Source organism: Micromonospora sp. AP08 (assembly GCF_008085935.1).
Taxonomy (GTDB): domain Bacteria; phylum Actinomycetota; class Actinomycetes; order Mycobacteriales; family Micromonosporaceae; genus Micromonospora; species Micromonospora chersina.
Window position 1 is genome coordinate 58,999 of the sequence record NZ_VSEZ01000007.1, and the last position, 17,898, is coordinate 76,896.

A 17,898-nucleotide genomic window follows, 5' to 3' on the forward strand; every position below is an offset into this window, starting at 1 on the left:
CTCAGCTCTCCTCTCCGAGCCGGAGCACCTCGCCGAGGCGCATCCGACGGTTGTTCACAGCCTCGACGGTGACGGCGAAGCCGAGGGCCAGCACGGCGAGACCCAGCACCCCGGCCACCAGGCCGGGCTCGAAACGTGCCCGCACGGCCATCCCGCCGGTGAAGGCGGGCAGGCCGAGCACCGGGGTGAGCAGCACCGGCAGCAGCGCGCCGACCACCGCTCCGGTGAGCACGGAGACCAGCACGAGCGGGGTCAGCTCCACCAGGAGCAGCCCGCGCCACTGCCGGCGGGACAGGCCCATGGTGCGTAGCCGGGAGAGCACCTGCCCACGGCCGCGGGCCCCGGCCAGCACCGCGAAGGCCAGCGCGAGCAAACCCAGCACCGCGCCCCCGGCCGCGCCGATGGTGAAGCCGAAGACCAGCAGACCGTTCACCCCGCTGCCGCCCAGCTCGGCGCGGACCGCCGACCGGGTGGTCACCATGGGCTGGCGGGGTCGCTCCCCGCCGGTGACGGTCCCGGCGCGCTGGTAGCGCTGCTGCCCCTCGCCCACCACCCGGGCCACCGCGGCCGGGTCGACCCGGTCCCCGGCGAGCAGGAAGCCGGTGGGAACGAGCGGTTGCAGGGCGTCCGCCGGGAGAGCCGGCCAGGGCAGCACCACGAACCGCGTCACGTCGTCGTTGACCAGCGGGAACTCGTCGACGGTGGCGGCGGTGCGCAGCGGCAGCCGGTTGCCCTGCACGTCCAGCCAGGCGGGGCGCCGGCCGGCCGCGTCGGCCAGGCCGGCGTCCGCGAACTCGTCGGCGAGCGCCGGGGAGACCAGCGCCGGCAGCGGCGCGGTCCCGTCGGTGGTGGCGCGCAGCGGGTCGGGGACGGTCACCTGGACGCCGGCGCGGCGCGCCACCTCGGCGAACCGGGGGAGGTCGACCAGCACCACGCGTGTCTCGCCGATGCCGCCGAACCGGCCGGCCCGGTCGACGTACGGGCGTTTGCCGGGCTCCACCAGCAGCGGGGCGACGGCACGGACGCCGGGCAGCGCGGCCAGCGCGTCCGTGGTGTCCGGGGCGAACCGCTCCCCGTCGACCCGGATGTCCCCCGGCACGGCGCGGGCGGCGGCCCGGTCCCGGCCGTTCTCGATGCCGGAGGCGACCACCCCGCAGAACGCCGCGGTCGCCACGGACAGCACCACCACGATCAGCGGGCCGGTCGTGGCGGCCCGGCCGGCGCGGGCGGTGCCGAGGAACGCGACGCTGCCCCGGGCCCGGGCGGCGGTCCGGCTGAGCAGCCGCAGCGGCCACGGGTAGGCACGCAGCGCGACCAGCGCCGCGGCGACGGCCAGCAGCACCGGCACCGAGACGAGCAGCGGGTCCACCGTCCCGTCGAGGGTGAGGCCCCGCCGGCGCACCAGGAACGCGGCGAGCGCGGCGACCGCCAGCACGGTCACCTCGACGGTGAGCCGCACGGCCGGGGACCGGGCGGCGACCAGGTCGGCCCGGCCGCCACCGCCGCCCCGGACCGCGGTGACGAGCGCGGTGAGCGGCGGGACCAGGGTGGCCAGCAGCGCGGCGAGCAGCACCCAGCGCAGCTGGTCCCCGGCGCCGGCGCCGGGGACCAGCCCGCCGAGCAGCCAGCCCACGCCGGCCGCCAGGGGCAGCACCAGGAGGGACTCGGCGAGGCCGCGGCCCAGCACCGCGGTCGTCGCCCCGCCCCGGGCGCGCAGCAGCGCGTACTCGGTCTGGCGGCGGCGCGCGGCCAGTCGGGCGGCCAGCACGATGAGGCCGGCCAGGGTCGCGAGCAGTCCGGCCGCGATGACGGCGAGCAGCGTACGCGCGGCGGCGAGCGACTCGGCGAAGCGGCGCAGCGGGATGTCGACGCCCTGGGTCAGCGTGAGCCCCGCAGGGCGGGTCCGCTCCAGGTCGGCGAGCCCGTCGATCAGGGCGGGGAGCTGCCGGGGGTCGAACCGGTCCGGGGCCACCCGGTAGCGCCAGGAGAAGCTGACCGGCCAGCCGGAGGTGGCGGCCGCGTCGAAGCCGGCCTCGGAGGTGTACGCGACGGACAGGAACGGTCGCCCGTCGCCCGTGGGCGGGGCGAGCCGCAGCATCGACGGCAGGGCGTCCCAGATCCCGCCGTGCGGGTCATTGGGCCGGAACACCCCGACCAGGGCCACCTTGATCCTCCGCACCGGCTTGCCCTCCTCGTCCAGGATGGACAGGGCGAAGGTGCCGCCGGCGCGGATCCCGAGGGGCCCGGCCACGGTGTCGGCGAGGGCCACCTCGATGACGTCACCGCCGCCGGCCGGCCAGCGCCCGTCAACCAGGGTGGCCGCCTCGGGCAGCCCGGCCACGCTGCGCAGGCTGAGGTCGATCAGCCCCTTGTCGGAGCTCAGGGTGGGCCCGGTGAATCGGGTCAACGCGGTCTCCGCCGCGTACCACCGCTCGCCGATGGTCTCCCGGACGACCGCAGGCATCCGTGCCTCGACGGTGGCCAGTTCGGCGGCGCGGGTGGCGGCGACCCGGGAGGCGGTCGGCGCCAGCGTCATCTCATCGGTGGTGTACGTCAGGTCGCGTCGGGCCACCGGCTGGGCGGCCATGTGCTGCCGCAGCCCCTGCCCGGTGAGCCGGTCGACGACCCGGGGCACGGCGGTGATCAGTAGCGCGGTGACCAGGGTCAGGACGGCGAGCAGCAGGAAGTGCCCCCCGTACGCCCGGACCCGCCGAGGCGCACCTGACGGACTCATCGTTCTCCCCCGATCCGGAGCTGTGCGGCGGCCACCCGGCGGCGGATGCCCGTGGTGATGAGGGCGGCGAAGGCCAGCGCGGCCAACAGCAGCCCGGCAGCGGTCAGCCCGACGGGCGACCACGGCAGTGTGAAGACCGCCTCGGGCACCGGCCGGCCGGCGGCGGGGGTGAGGATCACCAACGGCACCATGGTGGCCGCGACACCGGCCCCGACCAGCAGCCCCACGCCGACGCCGATGCCGGCCAGGAACGCCTGCTCGGCGAGGAGGGCCCGGGCCAGCAGCCGGGCGTTGGCGCCGAGCGTGTGCAGCACCGCGAACTCGGTGAGCCGGTGCCGGGTGGTGGCCCAGACGTCCACGGCCAGGCCGACCAGGGCGAGCAGCACGGAGCCGAGCGCGGCGGCGAGCAGGCCGGTGCGGGCGCCCCGCCAGTACGGGTCGTGGGCCGCCTCCGCGGCGACCTGCCGCCGGTCGAGCAGTGTGGCGCCGGGGAAGTCAGCCAGTTGCTCCGCCGCGGCGGCGTGCCCGCCGTCGTCGGTGCGCAACCACCACTCGGCCACCGGCCGGATGGTGCCCTGCTGGCCGAGCAGCAGGTTGGTGGCGGCGGGCAGGTCGAGCAGCACGCCGTCGGCTGTGGTGCCCGGCACGGCGGTCACCTGGCCCACCACGTGCACCGGCACTGACACCCCGGACAGCTGCAGGGGCACCGTGTCACCGGTGAGGATGCCCAGTGCCGCGGCGACGCCGGGGGTGACCAGGGCGGGCACCGGCGGGTTGTCCATGGTGGGCACCACGGCGAACCGGGAGGTGGGCTGGCGGGCGAACTCCAGGGCCCCGCGCGGCAGGGCGATGGTGTGGGTGCCGTCCACGGTCGTCGGGGTGACCTCCGCCGCGGCGCGCGGTCCCTGCGCGGTGTCGGCGACCCGCCAGGCCCCGTCGAGCGGCAGCGGCAGCGCCGCCCCGGCCGCGTCGGTGAGCCGGAGCCCGTCGAGCTTCATCCGGTACGCGTGACCGACCGCCTCGCCGCCGTCGGCCTCGAAGCCGGCCAGCCGCAGCGGAGCGCCGCCGGTCTCCGGCAGTGACACTGCGAAGCGCAGCGGCCGACCGTCGCCGCCGGCGACCCCCAACGGCACCCGCCAGGCGGCGCCGGCGTCGGTGGTGAGCAGCGCGGACACTGTCATCCGCGGGGGCGCGAACTCGGTGTCGACCGGGGCGCGGACGGTGCCGGCGAGGGTGCGGGCACCGGCCGGCAGGACCGGCCCGGCGGCCGCGGCCCGCCCCTTGACCAGCCGGTCGAGCAGCGCGGCGCTGGACGCGTCGCCGGCCGCGTCGTCCAGTCTGAGCATCCCGGTCGCGGCGGCCGCGTCGAGGCTCACCACGCTGGCCGGAAGGTCGTCGCGGCCGAGCCGGACCTCGTCCCGCCAGGCCGGCAGCACCCGGTCCAGACCGGCCGTGGTGGCCAGGCGGCCGGCCCGATCGGCGGGCGCGGCGCCGTTGCGCTCGACCAGCCGCAGGTCGGCGCCGATGGTGTGCCGTGCCTGGTCGTCCTGCGACCGTTCCCAGGAGGCGACCAGCGACCAGGCCAGGGTGCTGCCGCCGACGGCGAGGGCGAGCAGCAGCACCGGGCCGGCGTGCGGCCGGCGGCCGGCCTGCCACATGCCGAACATGGTGGCCGTCCACGGCCGCCGGTCGACGAAGCGTTCGGCGAACCGGGTGGCGGGGGGCAGCAGCCGCAGCGCGATCACCGCGCCGGCCAGCACGCCGATGATGGGCGCGGTGGCGAGCAGCGGGTCGATGCCGAGCCGGCCGCCGGCTCCGGCCAGCGGCGACGAGTACTGCCGCAGCTGGGTCCAGGCGAGCACGGCCAGCGCCACGAGGGCCAGGTCGACGCTGGCCCGCTGCACGGCCGCGCCGCGGGTGGGGCGGGACCGGGCCGCCATGTCGGCGACGTAGGTGCCGGCCCGGCGCAGCGCCGGCAGCACCATGGCGAGCAGGCAGCCGATCGCGGCGGCGACGGCGACCGTCCAGATCCGGGCCACCGCACCGTCGGCCAGCCGCAGGTCCCCGCCGAGCCGGTGCACGGCCTGTTCGGTCAGCACGGGGGCTAGCAGCACGGCCGGGGCCACCACCAGGGTCGCCTCGCGGGCGGCGAGTCCGGCGAGCTGACCGCGGGCGGCCCCTCGGGCGCGCAGCAGCGCGGTCTGCCCCCGGCGGTCCTCGTTGAGCAGCGCGGCGACCAGCACCAGCGCGTACCCGCCGAGCACCACGATCAGCAGCAGCGGCGTGAGCAGGGCGGACCGGCCCACCAGGTCGGCACGGCCGAGCCGGTCGACCAGCCGGTCCAGGTGGCTCACGGTCTGCGCGGACGAGCCGAGCCCGGTGGCGTCGGGGACGTCCTCGGCGACGGCGGCGAGGGCGGTGGTGACCCCGGTCAGCCGGGTCGGCTCGACCGCGGCCAGGTCGGGGGCGACCACCCAGGCGCCCGAGGTCGTGCCGGTGAAGGTGCGCGCGAAGTCGGCGGGGTCCAGCGCGAACGGCCCGTACGAGTCGCTCGTCGCGTCGCCCTGGGTCGCCCCGACGCCCGGCGCGAGCCGCCAGTACGTGTCGCGCGGATCGCGGGGCCGCCACGTGCCGGCCAGCACCACGGCACCGGCCCGCTCCGCGCTGCGGTCGAAGAGCGGCACCCGCTCCCCGACCCGCACGCCGAGCTGGCCGGCGACCTTCTCGGGGAGGGTGACCTGCAGCGGCGTCGCGCCGGGCGTCGGCCACGACCCGGCGGTCAGCTCGGCGCGCGCCGGCAGGTCGGGCAGCGTGGCGAGGCTGGCGAACATCGGGTCGTTGTCGGTGCGGGCCGGCCCGAGGTCCCCGGTCAGTTCCCGCCCGGTGCCGTAGCGGGCGACGGCCACGGAGACCGGCACGCCGCCGAGGCCGTTGGCGAACTGGGCGCGGACCGCCCGGTCCCGGTCGGCGTACTGGGCGGCGTCCCGCCCGCCCGAGCCGCTGACCAGCAGGCTGCGCTCCTCGGCCGGGGCGGCGTCCACCACCGCGCGGGCGCCCGCCTCGACCGCCCGGCGGTTGTAGTCGGAGAGCGCGGTGACCAACCCGACCGCGACCAGGGCCGCGACCGCGGCGGCGAGCAGCAGACCACGAGCCTCGACCGCCCGCCTCCACACCAGCTTCATCCGACGTCCTCTCCTGGCCCCGGCGGGCCGACGACCAGGAAGACCAGTCGGGGAGCGGGAAAGGTTCGCGCGCGTTACGTGATCGTTATCCGGCGCGGGGCCGGTCGCGGTCCTTGGAGGGCTGCACCCGCTTCGGCTCGCCGGGCATCTTCGGGTATTCCGGCGGGTAGGGCATGTCGCCCTGACCGGCGGCGGCGTCCCGCTCGGCCCACTCCAGCAGCGGGGTGATGTCCCACGGGGCGTCGTCGATGCCGGCGTGCGGGTCGCCCCGCTCGGCGAAGCGGGCCGGCACGCTGCCCAGGTGGAAGTCGTCCGGGTCGACCTCGGTCAGCTCGTCCCAGTCGACCGGGGTGGACACGGTGGCCCGCCCGTTGGCCCGCAGCGAGTACGCGCAGGCGATGGTGCGGTCGCGGGCCATCTGGTTGAAGTCCACGAAGACCCGGCTGCCCCGCTCCTCCTTCCACCAGGCGGTGGTGACCAGCTCGGGGCGGCGCCGCTCCAATTCCCGGGCCAGCGCGATGGTGGCCCGGCGCACCTCGACGAACGTCCAGCGCGGCTGGATGCGCAGGTAGACGTGCACGCCCCGGCCGCCGGAGGTCTTCGGCCAGCCGGTCACGCCCAGCTCGTCCAGCAGCCCGCGCAGCTCACCGGCGGCGGTGACCGCGTGGGTGAAGTCGGTGCCCGGCTGCGGGTCGAGGTCGATGCGCAGCTCGTCGGGGCGGTCGACGTCGGCGGCGCGCACCGGCCACGGGTGGAAGACCACCGTGCCCATCTGCGCGGCCCAGGCCACGTGCGCGAGGTCGGCCGGGCAGAGCTCGGCCGCCTTGCGTCCGCTCGGGAAGGCGATCTCCGCGGTCCGGATCCACGGCGGTACGCCGCGGGCCGGCACCCGCTTCTGGAAGAACGCCTCCCCCTCGATGCCCTCGGGGAAGCGCTGGAGGGTGGTGGGCCGGTCGCGCAGGGCCCGCATGATCCCCTCGCCCACCGACAGGTAGTAGTGGAAGACGTCCGCCTTGGTGAAACCGCGCTGCGGGAAGATCACCCGGTCGGGGCTGCTCAGCCGGACGGTATGCCCGGCGACCTCGATCTCCTCGACTGCGGCCTTGCTGCCAGCCATTGGGCGACACTATGCGATGCCACCGACGGCCGACGTACCGTTGACCGGTGAGTCTTACCGACAATGAACTGCCCCGCACCGAGGACGAGTGGCGGGTCCGGCTGAGCCCGGAGGAGTTCCGGGTGCTCCGCGAGGCCGGCACCGAACGCCCCTGGACCGGCGAGTACGTCGACACCAAGACCCCCGGCGTCTACCACTGCCGGGCCTGCGGGGCGGAACTGTTCCGCAGCGAGGACAAGTTCGACTCGCACTGCGGGTGGCCGAGCTTCGACGACGCCATCCCGGGCGCGGTCAAGGAGATCCCCGACAACACGCTCGGGATGCGGCGGGTGGAGATCCGCTGCGCCCGCTGCGACAGCCACCTGGGGCATGTCTTCGAGGGCGAGGGCTTCACCCCGAAGGACACCCGGCACTGCGTGAACTCGATCTCGGTCCGGCTGGAGCCGCGACAGGGTTGACGGCGCGCGGCCGCCGGCCGGTCACAGCAGCAGGCGGCTGCCCTGCTCGTCCACCGCGTCGGCGGCCTCGTCGTCCAGCCAGACGCCGCCGGTGGCGAGGTAGCGGAAGCGGTACTCCCCCGGGCCGAGCCGAACCGTCACCGTGCGGGTGCCGTCGCGGCGGGCCACCAGTTCGTGCCGGCCGGGCTGCCAGTCGTTGAAGCAGCCGACCACGCTGACCGTGCCGGGCGGGGTGTCCCGGGGCAGGCAGAAGGTGACCCGGGTCTGGTTGCCGAAGAGCTTGTTGCGCTTGATCAAGGGGTTCCTCCGAGGTTCGAGGCGGTCACCGGGTCTAACGCGCGACACGCCGGGGGCGACTCGCCGTCGAGCCGGATCAGGTTCGCCGGTTTCGGTTGCCGAGGTGTGTCCGCTGGCCGACCCTGGGATGACGGGTCCGTTTTCGGGGGGTTTCGTATGGCTACCTGTGAGGTCTGCGGCAACGACTACTGGATGGCGTTCGAGGTGCGCACGGTCAACGGGGCCACGCACACCTTCGACTCCTTCGAGTGCGCCATCCAGAAGATGGCGCCGATCTGCGAGCACTGCCAGACGAAGATCGTCGGGCACGGCGTCGAGGTGTCGGGCCGGTTCTTCTGCTGCGCCCACTGCGCCCGCGCGGTCGAGGGCTCCCAGGGCGCCGAGGTCCGCGACGCGGTCGGCGCCCGCCCCGCCTGAGGGCCCGGAGGGACGGGCCTACCATCGCGGGATGCCTGTCGAGTCCCACCTGGCCAGCTTCGCCGAGCTGGACGCGCGCACCTTCCACGACCTGCTCCGGCTGCGCATCGACGTGTTCGTCGTCGAGCAGTCCTGCCCGTACCCGGAGCTGGACGGCCGGGACGTCGAACCCGGCACCCGGCACCTCTGGCTGACCCGGGACGGCGACGTGGTGGCGTACCTGCGGATCCTGGCCGACCCGGACGGCACGGCGCGGATCGGCCGGGTCGTGGTGGCGCCGGAGGCCCGCGGCGCGGGCCTGGCCGGCGCGCTGATGACGGAGGCCCTCGCGGTGGTGGGCGGGCGGCCGTGCGTGCTGGAGGCGCAGACCCACCTGGTCGACTTCTACGCCGGCCACGGCTTCGCGGTCAGCGGCGCCGGCTACGTCGAGGACGGCATCCCGCACACCCCGATGCGCCGGGAAGGCCGCCCCGCCGCCTGAGCAGACATTGACCGATACCGCTTTCCTGTGGCAGCGTGCCAGGCGGAGCCGCCACACGAGCCGCGGGAGGGGGCAACTCCCGCACCGTCCGGGCGTCGTACACCGACATCCCCACCCCGGAGGCTCACATGTCCACTCCGCACCGCCGCCGCGCCCCGCTCGTGGCGGCGATCCTGAGCGTCTGCGCGGTCGTCGCCGCGCTGCTCACCACCGCGCTGTCCGGCCCGGCCTCGGCGCACGGGTCGGTGGTCGACCCGGCGTCGCGCAACTACGGCTGCTGGCAGCGCTGGGGCAGCGACTTCCAGAACCCGGCGATGGCCACCCAGGACCCGATGTGCTGGCAGGCCTGGCAGGCCGACCCGAACGCCATGTGGAACTGGAACGGCCTGTTCCGTGAGGGCGTCGCCGGCAACCACCAGGCGGCCATCCCGGACGGCCAGCTGTGCAGCGCCGGGCACACCGCCAGCGGGCGTTACAACGCCCTCGACACGGTCGGCGCCTGGAAGACCTCGCCGGTCACCAGCAACTTCCGGATCAAGCTGTACGACCAGGCCAGCCACGGCGCCGACTACATCCGGGTGTACGTGTCGAAGCAGGGCTACAACGCGCTGACCACGCCGCTGCGCTGGAGCGACCTGGAGCTGGTCGGCCAGATCGGCAACACCCCGGCCAGCCAGTGGACGCCGGAGTCGCAGGGCGTGTCGATCCAGGTGCCGGCGAACGCGCCGGGCCGGACCGGCCGGCACGTCGTCTACACCATCTGGCAGGCCAGCCACCTGGACCAGTCGTACTACCTGTGCAGCGACGTGGACTTCGGCGGCGGCTCGACCACACCGCCCACCACGCCGCCGCCGACCACCACCACGCCGCCCCCGACCACCACTCCGCCGACCACGCCGCCGCCGACCACGCCGAACCCGGCCGGGGCGTGCACGGCGACGTACCGGATCACCGGGCAGTGGGGCGGCGGCTTCCAGGCCGAGGTGCTGGTGACCAACGGCGGGTCACCTGTCCGCGGCTGGTCGGTGAGCTGGAACTACGCCAACGGCCAGCAGGTCGGCTCGGCGTGGAACGCCACGGTGAGCACCAGCGGAACGTTGGTCACCGCACGCAACGTGGCCTACAACGGCACCCTGGCCGCGGGGGCGAGCACCACGTTCGGTTTCGTCGGCTCGTCGAGCGGGAGCAACCCGGCGCCCGGGATCCTCTCCTGCACGACGGTCGCCTGACCGCCGTCCGGCCGGGGTCGCGGTACGCGGCCCCGGCCGGACGCGGCTCAGACCAGGCAGGTGACGAAGTCGGCGATCGAGCGGCGGCGGCCCGTGTAGAAGGGGATCTCCTCGCGCACGTGCCGGCGGGCCCCGGAGGCCCGCAGGTCCCGCATGAGGTCGACGATCCGGTGCAGCTCGTCGGCCTCGAAGGCGAGCATCCACTCGTAGTCGCCCAGCGCGAACGAGGCCACCGTGTTGGCCCGCACGTCCGGGTAGCCGCGGGCCATCTTGCCGTGCTCGGCCAGCAGCTCGCGCCGCTCGGCGTCGGGCAGCAGGTACCACTCGTAGGACCGGACGAACGGGTAGACGCAGAGGTAGGCGCGCGGCTCCTCGTTGGCCAGGAACGCCGGGATGTGGCTCTTGTTGAACTCGGCCGGCCGGTGCAGCGCCATCTGCGACCAGACCGGGGTCAGCGCCCGGCCCAGAGTGGTGCGCCGGAACCGCAGGTACGCGTCCTGGAGCGCGTCGCTGGAGGACGAGTGCCACCAGATCATCAGGTCCGCGTCGGCGCGCAGGCCGGCCACGTCGTACGTGCCGCGGATGGTGACGTCCTTGCCGGCCAGCTCCTCGAAGAGCGACTCGACCTCGGCGACGACGTTCTCGCGCAGCGACGGGAGGGGGCTGGTGGCCCGGTAGACGGACCACATGGTGTAGCGGATGGTCTCGTTGAGCTCCCGCAGCCGGGCCGCGTTGGTCTGCTCCGTCATGCTGCCGATCCTCCCAGTGCAGTGATGATCTCTTCGGCCGCCGTCTCGCCGGAGCGGACGCAGACCGGGATGCCGACGCCGTCGTAGCCGGCCCCGGCCAGGGCCAGCGTCGGGTGGGCGGCGCGCAGCGCCGTCCGGGCCGCCGCCACCCGGCCGAGGTGCCCCGGCGTGTACTGCGGCAGGGCCCCGCCCCACCGCTGCACGTGCCGGGCCACCGGGGTGGGCAGCGGGGTGCCGAGCACCTTCGACAGCTCCCGGTGCACGGTGGCGACCAGGTCGTCGTCGGTGAGCTGGAGCGAGGTCTCGTCGCCGTACCGGCCGACCGAGGCGCGGACCAGGGCGAGCCCGTCGGGCCGGCGCAGGTGACCCCACTTGGTGGTGAAGAACGTGGACGCCTTGATCAGCAGCCCCTCGGTGGCCGGCACCAGGAAGCCCGACAGCTCCGGCAGCTCCGGTTCGGGCAGGGCCATGGTGACCAGCGCGACGCTGGCGTAGTCCAGCCCGCCGACGGCCGTCGCGACCTCCGGGGCCGGGCCGGCGAGCAGCCGGGCGGCCGGGCGCGCCGGCACGGCGAGCAGCACGGCGTCGACCTCGACGAACTGGGGGTCCCGGGTGGGGCCGACGGCGAGGCGCCAGCCGGTCGGGGTGGGGTGCAGCTCGCGGACGGCGGCGTCCCGGCGGATCGTCGCCCCGCTCTCCCGCGCCGCCGCCTCGACCAGGGTGCTCAGCCCGCCGGCCAGGGTGCCGAAGACCGGTGCGCCCGGGGCGCGGGGCGCGGCGGCCTGCGCGGCGCGGACCGCACCGACCAGGGTGTGCTCGACCCGGGCCGCCCGGGCCAGCGCCGGCATGGTGGTGACCAGCGACAGGTCGTCGGCCCGGCCCGCGTAGACGCCGCCGAGCATCGGGTCGACCAGCCGGTCCACCACCTCGTCGCCGAGCCGGTCGCGCACCAGCGCGCCGACCGACACGTCGGCGTCCGGCGGGAGCAGCGGCCCGCCGCCGTCCCGGTCGGCCGCCGCGGCCGGCCGCGCCACCGCCGCCACCTTGTCCAGATCCCCGGGTACGCCCACCAGAGTGCCGCCCGGGACCGGGCGCAGCCCGCCGTCGACCACCAGCGCGGCCTGCCCGACGGTCGGGTGCACGATCGACCCGGCCAGGCCGAGCCGGCGGATCAGGGTCACCGCGGCCGACTCCCCGCCGGCCGGGTCGCGCATGAGGAACGACTCGGCGCCGAACTCGACCGGGCCCCCGGCCAGCTCACCGGTGCGCAGCTTGCCGCCGAGGCGACCGGACTGCTCGTACACGGTGATCTCGGTGCCGGTGGGGGCGCGGTCGCGCAACCGGACGGCGGCGGCCAGCCCGGTGATCCCGCCACCGACGATCGCCACCCGCCACGGTCGCGCCATGGTCGTCCCTCCCTTACGCGGCCGGCCGCGCGGACAGCTCGTGCACCAGCGCGACCACCCGGGTCAGCACCTCGGGGTCGGTCTCCGGCAGCACGCCGTGACCGAGGTTGAACACGTGACCGGGGGCGGCCCGCCCCTCGTCGAGGATCCGGCGCACCGCGGCCTCCACCACCGGCCAGGGGGCGAGCAGCACGGCCGGGTCGAGGTTGCCCTGCACGGCCCTGTCCGGGCCGATCCGGCGGGTCGCCACGTCCAGCGGCGTACGCCAGTCGACGCCGACCACGTCGGCCCCGGCCTCGCCCATCGCGCCGAGCAGCTCCGCGGTGCCCACCCCGAAGTGGATCCGCGGGACGCCTGGCGACCACTCCGGCTCGGCGCGTCTGTCGCCGCGCCGCGACCCGGAGCGGTCGCCGGCCAGCCCGGCGAGCACGTGGGCCGAGTGCGGCAGCACGTAGCGGCGGTAGTCCGCCTCGGAGAGCGCACCGGCCCAGGAGTCGAAGAGCTGCACCGCGGAGACCCCGGCGTCGACCTGCACCCGCAGGAACGCCAGCGTCACCTCGGCGAGCCGCGCGCAGAGCGCGTGCCACAGCTCCGGGTCGCCGTACATGAGCGCCTTGGTCTTCGCGTGGGTGCGCGACGGGCCGCCCTCGACGAGGTAGCTGGCCAGGGTGAACGGCGCGCCCGCGAAGCCGATGAGCGGGGTGTCGCCGAGCTCGGCGACGAGCAGCCGGACGGCCTCGTCCACGTAGGACACGTCGTCCCGGCCGATCGGGTTGATCCGCTCGACGTCGGCGGCGGTGCGGACCGGCTCGGCCACCACCGGCCCGGTGCCGGGCACGATGTCCAGGTCGATCCCGGCGGCGGCCACCGGCACCACGATGTCGCTGAACAGGATGGCCGCGTCGACCCCGTGCCGGCGGACCGGCTGGAGGGTGATCTCGGTGACCAGTTCGGGGCGGCGGCACGACTCCAGCATCGGCACGTTGGCCCGGATCTCGCGGTACTCCGGCAGCGACCGGCCGGCCTGCCGCATGAACCAGACCGGGGTGTGCGGGCCCGGCTCGCGCCGACAGGCGCGGACGAAGGGCGAGTCGGCCGGCCCGCCGCGGCGGGGTTCTCCGTCTCGGGCGGCAGTGCCCGTGGTGTCGGTGGTCATCGCGGCAATCGTGCCACGCGCCCGGGCGGCCCCCGCCGCCACCGTCACCTTTTGTGACCGGCCACCCTCCGGTGTCCGGCGCGGCTGCGGCGCCCATGATCGTGACCGTCCGCCCGGCGCGCCGTCACACCTCGGGGCGGGCGGCGGCATAGGCTGCCGTCATGGCCCCCCCGATCGCGCTCCCGGAAACGTTCGCCCGCGCGGTCGCGGGGTTGCGATCGGTGACATGCCGCCCGGAGATCGTGCTGGAGGAGGTCGGCGCCCCGCAGCGCCTGGCCCCCTACGCGTTCGCGCTCTCCGCCGGGGTGCTCCGCGACGGCGACGAGGTGGCCACCGGCCGGCTCATCCTGCTGCACGACCCGGCCGGGCACGAGGCGTGGCAGGGCACCCTGCGGCTGGTCACCTACGTGACCGCCGAGCTGGAGGTCGATCTGGCCAGCGACCCGCTGCTGCCGGGGGTGGGCTGGACCTGGCTGACCGACGCGCTCGACGCGCAGGAGGCCCGCTACCGGGCCATCGGCGGCACGGTCACCCAGACGCTCTCCACCCGGTTCGGCGAGCTGGCCGGGCCGCCCGCCGCGGGCGACATCGAGATCCGCGCCTCCTGGACGCCGCTCAGCACCGACCTGGCCCCGCACCTGCTCGGCTGGTGCACGCTGCTGGCCTCGACGGCCGGCCTGCCCCCACCCGGCGTGACCGCGCTGCCCACCCGCCGCTCCGCCGGCGCCGCCTGACCCGTCCCGCACCCGCTCGTCGCCGGCCGACACGGCGGCGGGCCGCCCCGGGGTGTCCCGGAGCGGCCCGTGCGGAGCCGGATCAGAGGTAGTTCTCGGCCTCGTCGCAGACCTTGTCGAGACCCTTGTTGGCCGCGTCGAAGGCCGCCTTGTCGCCCCGGGACGCCGCCGCGATGGCCGTGGTCAGCTTGTCCAGGCAGCTCGCGATGACCTTCTTCTGCCGGGCCTGCTCGTCCCGGTCGTTCTTGGTGCCGGTCAGGTCCTGCTGGGTGTCGGCGAGCTTGTCGCGGACCGTCTGGAGGTCGCCCTTGAGCTTGTCGATCTCCTGCCGGTTCGCGGTGATCGTGCCGTCCCGCTGGCTGACCTGCTGCTCGGCCTTGTGCAGCTTGCCGTTGGTGGTCACGTAGAGGCCGGTCATCACGCCGCCCAGGACCAGCAGCAGCCCGGCGACGATGCCCAGGACGAGGGCGGCCCGCCCCTTGCCGCCGCCCGCCGCGGGCGCGCCGTAGGGCGGCACCGGGGCGGGCGGGGCCGACATCGGGTAGCCCGGCGCGGAGACCGGCGGGGCCGACATCGGGTAGCCCGGCGCGGAGACCGGCGGGACCGACGTCGGCGGGGCCGACATGGGCTGCGGGTAGCCGGGCACCGAGCCGGCGCCGGACACCGGCGGGACGGAGGTCGGCGGGGCCGACATGGGCCGGGGGTAACCCGGGGCGCCCGTGGGCGGGACCGGGGCGGCGCCCGGCGCGTACTGCCCGGGGACCGGCGCGGTCGGCTGGGGCAGGGTGGGGTCGGGCTGGGGCGCCCCGTACCGCGGGGGCTCGGGCTGGGCCGGCCCGTACTGCTGGGGCGCGGGCTGGCCCCCGTACGGGCCGCCGTACACCGTGCCCCCCGGCGGCTGGGGCGGGTAGCCGCCCGCTCCGGTCGGTGGCTGGGACATGTCAGTTCCTCCAGGTTTGCTGGTCCCCCGCGGGGTGGCCCGTCAGGGCCGGGGTCTGCGGTCGGCGTGGCCGGGCCTACGCCTCGACGGCGCCGGGATGAGGTCACCGGCGGGCGCGCCGGTCAGCAGAGCTTGAACCGGTCGCACGCGGTCTTGATCGGCACGGCCAGGCCGATGCCCTCGGCGTCCCGGGCCTTGGCCGTGGCGATCCCGACGACCTCCTTGGCGCCGTTGATCACCGGCCCGCCGGAGTTGCCGGGGTTGATCGGCGCGTCGAACTGGATCACCGGGCCGGAGCCGCCCTCGTCCTTGCGGAAGGCGCTCACCACGCCCGTGGTGACGCTGTCCTGGAGGCCGAGCGGCGCGCCGACCACCACGATCTGCTGACCGGACTTGACCGGCGTACGCGCCGCGACCAGGCCGGTGAACTTCGCGGTGGTGCGCAGGTGGGCGAGGTCCTTGTCCTTGTCGACCTGGACGATGGTCGCCTCGAACCGCTGGTCGGTGCGCTCCAGGAAGACCTTGCGCTCGCCGGCGGCGAAGACCGACTCCACCACGTGGAAGTTGGTGAGCAGCGTGGTGCCCCCACCGGACGGGGCCTTCCCGATGGCGAAGGCCGTGCCGGTGAACTGGCCGGCCCGGACCCGGAACACGCTGGGCAGCACCGCGCTGGCCACGGCCTCCGGGTTGAACGCGGCGCCGGCCTGCTTCTCCAGGACCCCCGCCCGCTCCTCCAGGCCGTCGAGCCGGCCGGCGTCCGCGCCCTGCGCCTCGGCCAGCCGCCGGTCGGTGGCCGCGAGCCGGTCGTCCAGCCGGTGGATCTGGTACGCCTGCACGCCCGCCACCAGGGCCAGGACCCCGGCCAGGACGAGCGCCACCACCGGCAACCCACGCCCCCGCCCGGCCCTCTCGGGCTGACCGACGGGCGGCTGGCCGGGGTAGGCCGGGCCGGACATGGGCTGCCCGGGATAGGCCGGGCCCGAGGTCGGCTGGCCCGGCACCGCCGGGCCGGAGGTCGGCTGACCCGCATAGGACGCGCCGGACCCCGGCGCCGGGTAGGCCGCGCCCGGCTGTCCGGGCGGCCAGCCGCCGGGGGCGCGCGGAGCGGGCGCGGCCGGGCCGCCCCACTGGCCGCTGTTCGGCGCACCCGACCAGGTGGCCGGGGCAGCGGACGGGTCGGCGCTCGGCGCGCCGCCGTGCGCGGCGGGCGCGGAGCCGTAGCCCGCGCCGGACCCGGTCGGCGGGAGGTTGGCGGCGGGGGCGCCCGGGAGGTTCGGAGCGGGATAGCCGCCCGGCTGGCCGGGAACCGCGGGGTGGCCGGTCGGCGGGACGATGCGCGGCGGCAGGGGCCCCGGCCGGTCGGTCCCGGCCCGCGCCTGGTCGGCCGTCTCGTCGCCGCCCTGCCCCGGCACGCCGTCACCGGCTCCGTAAGAGCCCGTCATGATCGCCTTGTCCTCCCCCGTGACCGCCCCACCGACGCGCGCCGACAGCCATCGAGGCCGTCCGCGGCTCGATGGACCGTACCTGCGTGAACGGGGTTTGTCTTCCCCGATGTCCGACCCTGCCATCCCGGTGCAACCCGACCCTGTCACGCCATCTCCCGGACATCCGGCCGACACGCACCCGACCGGCTGCGCACACCGGATCGCCCGGCGCACTAGGGTTGTCAGGTGACCGACGAACCACCCCTGCGCCGTCGGGCCGCCGAAAGCCGCACGGAAGAGGCCTCACCGCATCCGTCGTCGGCCGCGCCGGAGCCGGCGGACGCGGGGACCGAACCCACCGTGGGCGGCCCTGTCCCGCTGACCGCGCCGCGCGAGGGCACGCCCGCGCCGGTGGCCGCTCCGAGCGCGCTCGACGAGGTCGTGGCGCGCTTCTCGGCCGGCACCGGCCCGGTGGCCCTGGACGCCGAGCGCGCCTCGGGCTACCGCTACAGCCAGCGCGCCTACCTCGTCCAGCTGCGCCGGGAGGGCTCCGGCACGGCGCTGATCGACCCGCTGCCGCTGCCCGACCTCTCGGCTCTCGACGAGGCGATCGCCGAGGCCGAGTGGGTGCTGCACGCCGCCAGCCAGGATCTCGCCTGCCTGGCCGAGTTGGGTCTGCGCCCGCGCCGGCTGTTCGACACCGAGCTGGCCGCCCGGCTGGCCGGCTTCGAGCGGGTGGGCCTGGCCGCGCTGACCGAGCAACTGCTCGGCTACAGCCTGGAGAAGCACCACTCGGCGGCGGACTGGTCGAGCCGGCCGCTGCCGGAGTCCTGGCTGACGTACGCGGCGCTGGACGTGGAGCTGCTGGTGGACCTGCGCGACGCCCTCGACGAGGAGCTGGACAAGCAGGGCAAGTCGGCGTGGGCCGCGGAGGAGTTCGCCGCGCTGGTGCGCAACGGCGCCCGCCCGCCCCGGGTGCGCGCCGAGCCGTGGCGCCGCACCTCGGGCATCCACCGGGTCCGCGGCGCGCGGGCGCAGGCCCGGGTCCGTTCGCTGTGGTACGCGCGGGACCAGATCGCCGCGCGGCGGGACGCCGCCCCGGGGCGGGTGCTGCCGGACTCGGCCATCGTGGCCGCCGCCGAGCTGGACCCGAAGGACGAGAAGACCCTGCTCACCCTTCCCGGTTTCGGTGGCCGTTCGGTGCGCCGGCTGGCGCGTACCTGGTTGGCGGCCCTGGACGAGGCGCGCGAACTGCCGGACGACGCACTGCCGGTGACGCCGGTGGTGGAGGGGCCGCCCCCGCCGCACCGGTGGGCGGAGCGGGACCCGGTGGCCGCCGGCCGGCTGGCCCGCTGCCGGGAGGTGGTCGTCGGCACCGCCGCCGCCCACAACCTCCCCGCCGAGAACCTGATCGCGCCGGACTACATCCGCCGTCTGGCCTGGCAGCCCCCCGAGGAGATCACCGACGACACGGTCGCGGAGACCCTGCGCACCTTCGGCGCGCGGGAGTGGCAACTGGGCCTCCTCCTGCCCGCGCTGACCCGGGCGCTCCACCTCCCCGCGTCCTGACCCCG

At 76.0% G+C, this 17,898-nt stretch carries 15 protein-coding genes; 6 read left to right on the forward strand and 9 right to left on the reverse strand.

The window, feature by feature from the left end; genetic code table 11:
* Window position 1 precedes the first annotated feature (1 nt).
* The 3 genes from FXF50_RS13985 to ligD all read right to left on the reverse strand — a co-directional run bounded on the left by FXF50_RS13985 (window position 2) and on the right by ligD (window position 7,033).
* Window positions 2–2,734 (reverse strand): FtsX-like permease family protein, encoded by a 2,733-nt coding sequence (locus tag FXF50_RS13985; RefSeq protein WP_148427913.1) that lies wholly within the window; start codon window positions 2,732–2,734, stop codon window positions 2–4.
* On the reverse strand, window positions 2,731–5,916 hold the full coding sequence (locus FXF50_RS13990) for an FtsX-like permease family protein (protein ID WP_148427915.1): 3,186 nt from the start codon (window positions 5,914–5,916) through the stop codon (window positions 2,731–2,733). Before FXF50_RS13990 ends, FXF50_RS13985 begins: the two co-directional genes overlap by 4 nt.
* A gap of 85 nt (window positions 5,917–6,001) precedes the next feature.
* A complete protein-coding gene (ligD, locus tag FXF50_RS13995) occupies window positions 6,002–7,033 on the reverse strand; it encodes a non-homologous end-joining DNA ligase (RefSeq protein ID WP_148427917.1) in 1,032 nt (343 codons plus the stop codon).
* Window positions 7,034–7,080: 47 nt separating this feature from the next.
* Between ligD and msrB the strand changes: the two genes are divergently transcribed.
* Complete coding sequence (gene msrB, locus FXF50_RS14000; RefSeq protein ID WP_091311700.1) at window positions 7,081–7,491, forward strand: peptide-methionine (R)-S-oxide reductase MsrB; 411 nt, start codon at window positions 7,081–7,083, stop codon at window positions 7,489–7,491.
* A gap of 21 nt (window positions 7,492–7,512) precedes the next feature.
* Here the strand turns inward: msrB and FXF50_RS14005 are convergent, their stop codons facing one another.
* A complete protein-coding gene (locus FXF50_RS14005) occupies window positions 7,513–7,788 on the reverse strand; it encodes an isoamylase early set domain-containing protein (RefSeq protein ID WP_148427919.1) in 276 nt (91 codons plus the stop codon).
* A 156-nt stretch (window positions 7,789–7,944) separates the two neighbouring features.
* On the opposite strand from FXF50_RS14005, the gene FXF50_RS14010 reads away from it, so the two are divergent.
* The 3 genes from FXF50_RS14010 (at window position 7,945) to FXF50_RS14020 (ending at window position 9,915) form a co-directional block, all read left to right on the forward strand.
* Entirely contained in the window at window positions 7,945–8,205 is a 261-nt protein-coding gene (locus tag FXF50_RS14010; protein ID WP_091269340.1) for a Prokaryotic metallothionein, read from the forward strand.
* Window positions 8,206–8,236: 31 nt separating this feature from the next.
* Complete coding sequence (locus FXF50_RS14015; protein ID WP_148427921.1) at window positions 8,237–8,686, forward strand: GNAT family N-acetyltransferase; 450 nt, start codon at window positions 8,237–8,239, stop codon at window positions 8,684–8,686.
* A gap of 128 nt (window positions 8,687–8,814) precedes the next feature.
* Window positions 8,815–9,915, forward strand: a complete 1,101-nt coding sequence (locus tag FXF50_RS14020; RefSeq protein ID WP_148427922.1) for a lytic polysaccharide monooxygenase — start codon at window positions 8,815–8,817, stop codon at window positions 9,913–9,915.
* Between the two features lie 47 nt (window positions 9,916–9,962).
* Here the strand turns inward: FXF50_RS14020 and hemQ are convergent, their stop codons facing one another.
* The 3 genes from hemQ to hemE are packed head-to-tail and all read right to left on the reverse strand — an operon-like array spanning window position 9,963 to window position 13,226.
* On the reverse strand, window positions 9,963–10,664 hold the full coding sequence (gene hemQ, locus FXF50_RS14025) for a hydrogen peroxide-dependent heme synthase (protein WP_148427924.1): 702 nt from the start codon (window positions 10,662–10,664) through the stop codon (window positions 9,963–9,965).
* Window positions 10,661–12,070 carry a protoporphyrinogen oxidase gene (hemG, locus tag FXF50_RS14030; protein WP_148427926.1) on the reverse strand — a complete coding sequence of 470 codons (1,410 nt, stop codon included), beginning with the start codon at window positions 12,068–12,070 and terminating at the stop codon, window positions 10,661–10,663. Before hemG ends, hemQ begins: the two co-directional genes overlap by 4 nt.
* Window positions 12,071–12,083: 13 nt before the next feature.
* Window positions 12,084–13,226, reverse strand: a complete 1,143-nt coding sequence (gene hemE / locus FXF50_RS14035) for a uroporphyrinogen decarboxylase (RefSeq protein ID WP_148427928.1) — start codon at window positions 13,224–13,226, stop codon at window positions 12,084–12,086.
* Window positions 13,227–13,387: 161 nt separating this feature from the next.
* Here hemE and FXF50_RS14040 point away from each other — a divergent pair, with 161 nt between their 5' ends.
* The gene (locus FXF50_RS14040) at window positions 13,388–13,960 is read left to right on the forward strand and encodes a DUF3000 domain-containing protein (RefSeq protein WP_148427930.1); all 573 of its coding nucleotides are present in this window, start codon (window positions 13,388–13,390) and stop codon (window positions 13,958–13,960) included.
* A gap of 82 nt (window positions 13,961–14,042) precedes the next feature.
* Here FXF50_RS14040 and FXF50_RS14045 read toward each other — a convergent pair whose 3' ends face one another.
* On the reverse strand, window positions 14,043–14,900 hold the full coding sequence (locus FXF50_RS14045) for a hypothetical protein (RefSeq protein ID WP_148427932.1): 858 nt from the start codon (window positions 14,898–14,900) through the stop codon (window positions 14,043–14,045).
* Between the two features lie 122 nt (window positions 14,901–15,022).
* Window positions 15,023–16,342, reverse strand: coding sequence for a S1C family serine protease (locus FXF50_RS14050; protein ID WP_148427934.1), 1,320 nt, complete (start codon window positions 16,340–16,342; stop codon window positions 15,023–15,025).
* Between the two features lie 228 nt (window positions 16,343–16,570).
* Here FXF50_RS14050 and FXF50_RS14055 point away from each other — a divergent pair, with 228 nt between their 5' ends.
* A complete protein-coding gene (locus tag FXF50_RS14055) occupies window positions 16,571–17,893 on the forward strand; it encodes a ribonuclease D (RefSeq protein WP_148427936.1) in 1,323 nt (440 codons plus the stop codon).
* Window positions 17,894–17,898 lie beyond the last annotated feature (5 nt).